Raw genomic sequence first — 7,726 nt, forward strand, 5'->3', positions numbered from 1 at the left:
ATGTACGGGTGACTGGTGCACCTGCAGCATCCTCACCGACGAATACGCCGCCAAGCCCAACACCCCTCCACGAACTTCCGCGGAGTAGCACTAGCGTCGGACCATGAGTGATCCCCTCACGCAGCACGACTGACCCCAGGCACCCTGGATCGCCTGCGCCTACGGAGCCATGGCCCTTGGCGTCCTGGCGCTGGTGCCGTCCCTGCCCTCCCTTCACCATGTGGCCGTGCTCGGGGGCTACTCCGAGATGATGGCCTGGTTGTGGGCCGCGCTCCCCGTTGGCGCGGCCGTCGTCGGCCTGCTCACCGTGACGGTGCTGCTCCTGCTCGGCGCCAAGGTCGGGTTCTGGCCGGTGGCCACGCTCGCGATCGGGTTCGCCGCCGTTATGGGCGCCGACGGCTACGACGGCGCCACCACGGCCATGTGGACGGGCATGGCCGCCTTCCCGCTGGCCACCCTGGCAGCCATCTTGGCCACCGGCCGCGCGCTCCGGCTGGGGATCTTCAAGGAGCAACCGCCAGCCGACCGCTGACCCCTGTTCCGCCGGTGAAGTCCGAAGTCCGGCCCCGCCCGGACGGGCCGAGTTGGCGCCACCAGGAGTTTGAAGGTGTCCCACCTGCGGGACCTCAGGTCCGCGTCCGGCGCTCCCGCATCACCTGCACAGGTTGTCCGATCACGCCAGCACCTCGGTGACGGTGCCCGGTTCACCTTCCGGTCGCGGGCGCTCGGCGAGGTGCGCCGTGCCTCCTTCCGGTACACCGATGCGGTGGAAAAGGTGATGTGGCCGTGTGTCAGCGCCTACACCGTGCTCGGTATCGCCGTCCTGGAGCGGGTGGTCGACGGCAAGCCTCCGTTGACCGACCAGGTGGTGGCGGGGCTGGCCGGCGAGCCGACGCTCGGGCAGCTGCACGCCGCGCTGTCCGTTCCGGTTCCGGCCCTGCTGACTGCACGCGACGCCCAGTCCGTCGAATCCGCCCAGGAGCGCCGCGAACAGTTGCTGGCAAGGGTGGAGGGCGTCTACGAATGCCTCGCCGATCCGATGTTGCCCTCACCGCTGACCCGGGAGCCGGCGGCCGTCAGCCGGCTGACCGAGGCGCAGCCCGTGGGCACCGACGCGCTCTGGGAGGGGCTGCTGGAGCCTCTCGTGCTCCTGGCCGGCCAGACGTCCTCGGACGTCGCCTTCCACCTTCGCCGGCGCGGCTGACCGTCGTCTGGTATCGCCGCGGAGCCGGGCGGCTTGCCCGTGGTCGAGACGGTGTGTGGCTCGCGGTGGCCCGTCGGCGCCGACTGCATCGCAGGCCGGCCAGCGGCAGCGGGTCGTCAGTGGGTCTTCGCGCTGGAGACGTGCTCGTGGTGCGCGCCGCGGGCAATGGGATGCGGCGCGCACCACGAGTCCATCGTCCCTGTGCCCGCCTGGGCGCCGACAGTCGGCCTGCGGGCACCCGGAGCCGAGCCTGCTCGCGGTGCGGGGGACGGGGTGGGATGCCTGCGGGCATGGCGAAGGGCTGGGCACCCCCTCTCCTGAGGTGCCCAGCCCTTGACCGCGGGCGCGTCAGTGCTTGAACACGTCCTTGACCTTCTCGCCGGCCTGCTTCACGTCGCCCTTGACCTGGTCGGCCTTGCCCTCGGCCTCGAGGCGCTCGTTGCCGACCGCCTTGCCCGCGGTCTCCTTGGCCTTGCCCTTGACCTTGTCGCCGATGTTCGAAGCCTTGTCCGAAGCGCTCATCGCGTTCTCCCTCGTCCGCCAACGGTCTGTCCGTTGGCCGTGTGCCCTGCCAGTCCATTGGTATGCCGCCCGACCGGTGCCGTCCAGCCGTATGCCGCGTTGGTGGGATCTGGGGTGCGGAGCGGGTCGAGGGCCCGGCCGGGGATCTCGGGCTCCAGGTCGCAGGGAACGATCCGCTGTGCGATCTTCCCCCACCGCTTCGGGCGCCGGGGCGTTTCCGCAGGTGAGGCGTCGCGGGCACTGGGAACGGCCGCCGGGCGGCGGGGGAGGGCGGCTCGTTCGCGGGGAGGGGGCCGTGGTCGGTGAACGCCGCCGCCACGTCCGGCCTGGCCGTGCCGTCCGAGTGCCCTTCCCTGCCGGGGCCGGCGAAGAATTCCCCCCGAACGGGCCCGCCTCGACGGGCGCGGTGCGGGCCGCGGGCACGGCGCTGGCCAGCACCCGGCAGCCGGAAGTGGCGGCCGCGCACCGTGCGCACGTCTCCGCCAGCCGCCACAGCTGTCCCGTCCGGACCGCGTACACCGCCAGAACCACCGGACCGCCGCAGCGCACCGCACCCGTCACCGGCCGCTCCTCGCCGCGCCGTCCGGTGCTCGCATCGGGATCGGGGACGTGCCACGCGCAGCCGCAGGCCAGGCAGGCGCGCGTGGCCGCGCTTCGCGACCCCCGCATGGGCGTATTTACGTCACCCGCAGCTGAGTGTCTGCCTATACGGCGAGAGGGCGCACTCCCGTAGGAGTGCGCCCTCAGTGCGGGGCTGTGGTCATCCGGACGTCGGGGCCTGGCGGACTGCTTCAGGGGTTCCGACAGCCAGAAGTACGTCTGGCCCATTTTTCCACGAACGTAGCGAGTCGCCAGTTTTCTTCTGCACCTGGGCGGAGCTTCCGATCCCTTCTATCTTGACCGTCATGGCTTTCTCGCCGCAGCCGATGGTCGTGAATTTGAAGGGGCTCAGCTGGGCGGACGCCTGGGTATATGTTCCCGCAAGAACATTCCCGGGGAAGTCCACGTGTGTGTCCGCGAAGGAGCTGGCGGTGGGACGCGGCGATCCGACGGAGTCGGGGGCGGTGGCGGTCGGCTCGGTCAGCCCGTCCGGCAGGAGCGCCACCTGGCAGGTGCCGTTCCTGACGGCGAGGACGACGCTGGTGCCCGCGACATCGGCAATGCCGAGGACCTTGGCTGTGCCCTTGGCGGGCGGGGCGTCGATGCTGCGCTGGACGACGGAGTCCACTGGCGCGGCTGCCGTCGCGTCCAGAAGCCAGGGACCGCTTTGTTGCTGAGGTGTCGTCCCGTCGTCGGTGCACGCGGCCGTCAGAACGGCTGTAGCGACGAGACTCACCGCCCCCAGAAACCGGCTGGATCGCCGCATATGCTCAACTCTCCTAGTTCATCCAGGCGTTGTAGCAGTAGCCTACCGGCTTCTTCACCTCCCCGTCTCCGACGTAGGCGCCGGCCTCGTAGATGCTGTAGGTGTAGTAGTCGAAGAGCTGGTAGGCCTGCAGGTTCCCGAACTTCCCGGCCGGAACCTGGTACGAGCCCGACTCGGTGTTCGAGACGGTGTCGGTCACGTTGAAGCCGGCGCTGGCGGAGATCTTCCACACGTCGATCGACGCGCTTGCCGTCCACTGGGTTGCCGTCGTGCGGGTCTGGGTCAGCGTCAGGGTCATGGGACCGGGTCCGCTGTTCGCGTCGATCACGTCAGTGCCGCAGACCTGCCCGTGGTAGCTCCAATCGCGGACTTCGCCCCAAGCGTCGGTCGGCCGCTCCGGCGACTTTCCGGTCGGCGTGATGTGTTGGGGCGCCGAGGCCTGGGGCAGGGCTGCCGCCGGAGCCTTGCGGTCGATGGTCCAGTGGCTGGGGTCCGCACCAGCCGGAAGCTGTGTGGTAACCGCGGCCACTGGTGAGACGGCCACCGGCGCAGCCAGCGCCTGCGGCGCCGCCAGGGCGGCCAGCATTCCGGCGCCGACCACTGCACCGATTCGAGAAAACGCCTTCCGCCTTTTTGTTCCCCTCGGAATTGAATCCTGCGAGTCGTTCCGCCCGGACGTTTTCCGGGCGAAACCCATCCTGAGACTTTGACGAAGTTCCGACAAGGACAATCAAAAGAATTGAGCGACGCGTGAGCCTGGCGGGGCGAAAAATGCCACAATAGCCACCTAATTCAGGCACCCGCGAATGCCGGATTCCGGAATTCCGATACCTCTTCAAAGTGAGAGAAATAGAGAACTGTGAACTATGCGACGAGAGTGACTGGTAGGCCGAGTCCCCTCGCCCTGCCCCAAAGGCCAGGACACCCCCCAATCACCAGCGCTCACCCGCACGCCCGCCAACCGAGCGAACGCCATCGCGCTGCCTGCCGCCACACCGGTCCGCTGCACACCACCCCAGCAGCTGCCGCGGTCGGCATCCGCGCAGGGCGCAGCGTGACAGCGACCGCACCGCCGCAGCCCGGGTGGTCAATGGGCCGGTCAGCGTGATCGCGAGGCAGGGGACGGGGATGGGACGCAAGAAGGCGAGCAAGCCGCGCCGGACCAGGGGAACGGCCGAGTACACACTGCAGCAGTTCCAGCCGCCCGGCTACGACCAGTGGATGGCCTTGGCTCCCGACGCCTACGACAGGGCCATGCAGGACATGCGGCTCAGCCCGGAGACCGTCGCCATGACCCGGCGTATGAGCAGCCTGGCCTCGCTGTACGGGACGAAGATCCCGGTCCAGGCCCTGTGGCTGGACCTCGCCGTCGACCAGGGCGTGCTTCAGCTGCGCCGCCCCGACGGCAGCGTCGGTCACCTGCCGGTTGCCGAGCTGGCCGGGATGATCGGCGACCAGCGCGCGGCTGCGGACGTGCGCAGCGCTGTCCACGAGCTCCATGCCGCCGGTGGCGTCCTGGTCGAGCCCAGCGATCAGGAGGAGGTAGTGCTGCGTGTGGTCGTCGGGAAGCCGGCCAAGCCCGGCGACCCGTGGCTATTCGGCGGCGATCTGGCCAGTGCGCTGGTGCCCAAGGTCTGCATCCCGGTCGCCCCGGGGAGCCTGCCGCCGGATGAATTCGCCGCGCTTGCTTACCTGCGTGCTCACCTTGCCGAGGGCACCACGGGCACCGAGCAGGAGTACGCCACCTTCAACGGCGTCGGCTCCGTCGAGCGGGGCCCAGGAGCTGTTTGACTCCGTCGCCCACCTTGTCGATGCCCGAGGCTGCCCGGCCTGTCCGACCGCCCACCTGTGCACTCGCGACCCGCAGGCCGAGTTGGTGGCCTGACAGTGAAGGCCGGTACCCCAGACGTCCCGCCCCCGAATTCTCAGTCGGGCCCGCGGCCTAGTCGACGGCAGCCGGCGGCCCCGCCTAGGGGTAGTGGCCGCCTGCTGAGGCCGGGAACCTCGGGCCGGAATCCGCCTCTTGCGCCGAGTCGGCAGCCCCTCAGAGCCCGGCTGGGTGGCTGGAGAGCCAGGAGGAGTGCCGGTCGCGAAGCAGGTCCCGCTCTTCGGGGGCGGGGAGGAGAACGTCCGCACCGCCGTCATAGGGGTGGTAGATGCGCTCCATTCGGGCGTTGGCGATGAGGACGCCAGCCGTCTTGTAGTCCGCAACCTCACGTAGCAGGGGGTCGATGCATCCGTGCTGCCAAGGCCGACGGATGGCGAAGAGGTGAGTGTAGGTCCGAAACTCCGGGTTCGGATCGTCTTCCGTCAGCAAGGTCTGCCAGTAGTCCGCGTCCGGCTGGTGCTTAGGAACGTCGGGCTCCGCTGTCCAGGCCGGTGTGATCACATAGACGTCCGCGCCGGTGAACAGCTCGTCCAGGACAGTGTTGTGGCGTTCCAGGATGATGGCGTACTCGGTCTCGCTATCGGCGTACCGCTTCGAGCCCGGCAAGCTGTGGAATCGGACCCATACATCTCGATACCTCTCGCGGAGCATGTGGCCGATGGGAGGACACTCCGGCCAGTGCTGCTGCCACATTTCTGTCAACGCCATCTGTCCGTTCCCAGACACCTGCGGCACTCGTCGTGTCCCTTCGCCCAGCTGTGGATCAGCAGGCATGATGCCCGCGGTCGACCGCCGAGGGAAACGATTTCCTACTGCTGCTGGGCGGCTTCGCAGAGCATGCTGTCCTGGGACGGACGCTGGGCTTCGACGAGGAGCACGGTCATGCCCGTGTCCTCTCGTGCTCCGCGCCTGCGGCCCAGAGGGTGCTTCGGTCCGGGCTGTCTGTCCCGGCAGGTGCAGGAGAACAGCCCTCCCCGTCGTCGGCCTCGACCGTGTGGTCGGGGGCGGGCTCGGGCGCCTCCGGAGCGGCATCGGGTTCGCCGCCGGGCTGCTGGTGTGGTCCGGCCGGTGGCCGGGGACGGTTTGCCTGGACCAGGTCGAGCCGGGCCTGGCTGAGTTCGGCGAGGAGTTCCTCGATCCGGTGCTGCTGCGCGGCGTTGTCCTCGCGGAGCTTGGCTGCCTCGCTCTGTTCAGCGCGCAGGACTCCGATGAAGCGGTCGCGGTGCGCGGTCAGTTCGGTCCCGATGGAGGCGAGCAGTCCATCGCCTGTGCCGAGCAGTCCGGGGCTGCCCGTGCCGACGGGAGCGTCGCCGGCCAGGCCCCGGTCGACACTCCATCAAGGCGGGCACGGCATGCCAGCGCGCGACCCTAGCCGCTCGCTGGCGCTCCTGTCCTCGCCCTGCTTCGGCAACGGCCCGGCCGCGCCGGACGACTCGTGATCGGGCTGCCGGCTGTGCGTGCCGTTCGCGCGAAACGGGGCCCCAACGCTCTCGGGTTCAACCGAGGTGACGTGATGTTCGTCCTCTCCGGCCGCTGAACCGCGGACGGCTATGGGTCGTGATTCGGGGCGACGTGATCACCGCGTCCCTGACGGAGGAGACCTTTTATGACCGGCAAGCTCGTCACCGGGCTGTCCCTGGCCGCTGCGTCGACTCTCGCGGCTATGGCCCTGTTCGGAGCCACTCCCGCCCTGGCCAACGGCGTCACGCTCCAGCACTCCGCGGCCGATGCCCAGCCAGCCGCCACGGGGAACGATGAGCTGGCACAGCAGATCGAGCAGGCGGAGGAGCGCCTGCGGCAGGCCGATCCGGAGGCCGCCGCGGACCGCGACACTGAGCGCCGAATCGCCGCGGACCGCGACACTGAGCGCGGATGGCCTCGCCACGGGGGACTCTGAGCGGGTAGTGCGGGCCGCCCAGGACGAACAGGCCCTTGCCGACCAGCTGGACGTCGCCGAGAGGGACTCCGAGTCGGCATAGCAGATCGAGCATCAGCTCGGTCGACGGACTCGGACAGGCACCGCCTCTGGGACACACCTTGGGGTATACCGCAGTACGCAGGTGGGACGGTCCGGGATAGAACAGCGAAGGGGCGGGTACCGGCCGCTTGCCGGTACCCGCCCCTTCGCTGGGACTACGCCCGCGTGGGTCGCGCGCGCTTCACCAGGGGGACGGCCGCAGGCCGGGCAGATTCCCTGCCGCTCGCGGGCCTATTCGTCTCCGACGCTGCCGAGCACGCCCTTGCTCAGCTGCGCCCCGGTGAGCTCGACGCGGTCGAAAAGCTGGTCGAGTGCCCCGCGGCTCGGCATTCCGGTGCCCGGCGGCACCGATCCGGAGGTCGACGACTACACCGCTCGCACCGATGCGGCCTCCGACTCCGGCGACCGCATCAGCGTCGCGTGTCGCCTACATGAGGGCATGTCCGCGATCTTCGGCCGGGTGTGGTGACGGTCTCAATGGCGGTCACCTGGTGTTGACTCAGCGTGGTGGCGGTGGGTCGGTCGGTAATGTGGCGGGCGCCTGATTAGTGAGTGCCCTCACATGTGAATGCGGTGTACGACGGCGGATAGTGATGTCCGTTTTGTGTAATTTTGAGGTTATTTGACGATTGGCTGACGAGTGTTTGCGCAGGCCGGAGGGGTCGGCGGGGAGGAGCGGCCCCCGCGCGGCCCGTCTCTCGGATCGGTGCCGGCTCGCTTCGGCTACGACTGCGGATCGTAAGGAGGGGGTCTTGGCGACCGCCGATC

The 7,726-nt window shown here is 69.3% G+C and carries 10 protein-coding genes; 6 read left to right on the top strand and 4 right to left on the bottom strand.

Annotation, left to right across the window (positions count from 1 at the left end; translation table 11 throughout):
- Nucleotides 1-169 precede the first annotated feature (169 nt).
- Together ACIRVF_RS42760 and ACIRVF_RS42765 are read left to right on the top strand one after the other, a co-directional pair.
- Nucleotides 170-532, top strand: a complete 363-nt coding sequence (locus ACIRVF_RS42760; RefSeq protein WP_402830615.1) for a hypothetical protein — start codon at nt 170-172, stop codon at nt 530-532.
- A gap of 234 nt (nt 533-766) precedes the next feature.
- Nucleotides 767-1,204: a hypothetical protein gene (locus tag ACIRVF_RS42765; RefSeq protein WP_402830617.1), complete on the top strand. Its 438-nt coding sequence runs from the start codon at nt 767-769 to the stop codon at nt 1,202-1,204.
- A 348-nt stretch (nt 1,205-1,552) separates the two neighbouring features.
- Here ACIRVF_RS42765 and ACIRVF_RS42770 read toward each other — a convergent pair whose 3' ends face one another.
- The 3 genes from ACIRVF_RS42770 to ACIRVF_RS42780 all read right to left on the bottom strand — a co-directional run bounded on the left by ACIRVF_RS42770 (nt 1,553) and on the right by ACIRVF_RS42780 (nt 3,693).
- Nucleotides 1,553-1,726 (bottom strand): CsbD family protein, encoded by a 174-nt coding sequence (locus ACIRVF_RS42770; RefSeq protein ID WP_402830620.1) that lies wholly within the window; start codon nt 1,724-1,726, stop codon nt 1,553-1,555.
- A 760-nt stretch (nt 1,727-2,486) separates the two neighbouring features.
- On the bottom strand, nt 2,487-3,092 hold the full coding sequence (locus ACIRVF_RS42775; RefSeq protein WP_402830622.1) for a hypothetical protein: 606 nt from the start codon (nt 3,090-3,092) through the stop codon (nt 2,487-2,489).
- Nucleotides 3,093-3,105: 13 nt separating this feature from the next.
- Nucleotides 3,106-3,693: a hypothetical protein gene (locus ACIRVF_RS42780; RefSeq protein ID WP_402830624.1), complete on the bottom strand. Its 588-nt coding sequence runs from the start codon at nt 3,691-3,693 to the stop codon at nt 3,106-3,108.
- A 527-nt stretch (nt 3,694-4,220) separates the two neighbouring features.
- Between ACIRVF_RS42780 and ACIRVF_RS42785 the strand changes: the two genes are divergently transcribed.
- Nucleotides 4,221-4,883: a hypothetical protein gene (locus ACIRVF_RS42785; RefSeq protein ID WP_402830627.1), complete on the top strand. Its 663-nt coding sequence runs from the start codon at nt 4,221-4,223 to the stop codon at nt 4,881-4,883.
- A 253-nt stretch (nt 4,884-5,136) separates the two neighbouring features.
- On the opposite strand, the gene ACIRVF_RS42790 is transcribed toward ACIRVF_RS42785, so the two are convergent.
- On the bottom strand, nt 5,137-5,631 hold the full coding sequence (locus ACIRVF_RS42790) for a hypothetical protein (RefSeq protein ID WP_402830630.1): 495 nt from the start codon (nt 5,629-5,631) through the stop codon (nt 5,137-5,139).
- Nucleotides 5,632-5,974: 343 nt separating this feature from the next.
- Here ACIRVF_RS42790 and ACIRVF_RS42795 point away from each other — a divergent pair, with 343 nt between their 5' ends.
- The 3 genes from ACIRVF_RS42795 (at nt 5,975) to ACIRVF_RS42805 (ending at nt 7,427) form a co-directional block, all read left to right on the top strand.
- Nucleotides 5,975-6,352: a hypothetical protein gene (locus ACIRVF_RS42795; protein WP_402830633.1), complete on the top strand. Its 378-nt coding sequence runs from the start codon at nt 5,975-5,977 to the stop codon at nt 6,350-6,352.
- A gap of 234 nt (nt 6,353-6,586) precedes the next feature.
- Nucleotides 6,587-6,877, top strand: a complete 291-nt coding sequence (locus ACIRVF_RS42800) for a hypothetical protein (RefSeq protein WP_402830636.1) — start codon at nt 6,587-6,589, stop codon at nt 6,875-6,877.
- A 361-nt stretch (nt 6,878-7,238) separates the two neighbouring features.
- Nucleotides 7,239-7,427, top strand: coding sequence for a hypothetical protein (locus ACIRVF_RS42805; protein WP_402830639.1), 189 nt, complete (start codon nt 7,239-7,241; stop codon nt 7,425-7,427).
- Nucleotides 7,428-7,726 lie beyond the last annotated feature (299 nt).

Origin of the sequence: Kitasatospora sp. NPDC101157, assembly GCF_044768255.1 — a bacterium.
Classification (GTDB): domain Bacteria; phylum Actinomycetota; class Actinomycetes; order Streptomycetales; family Streptomycetaceae; genus Kitasatospora.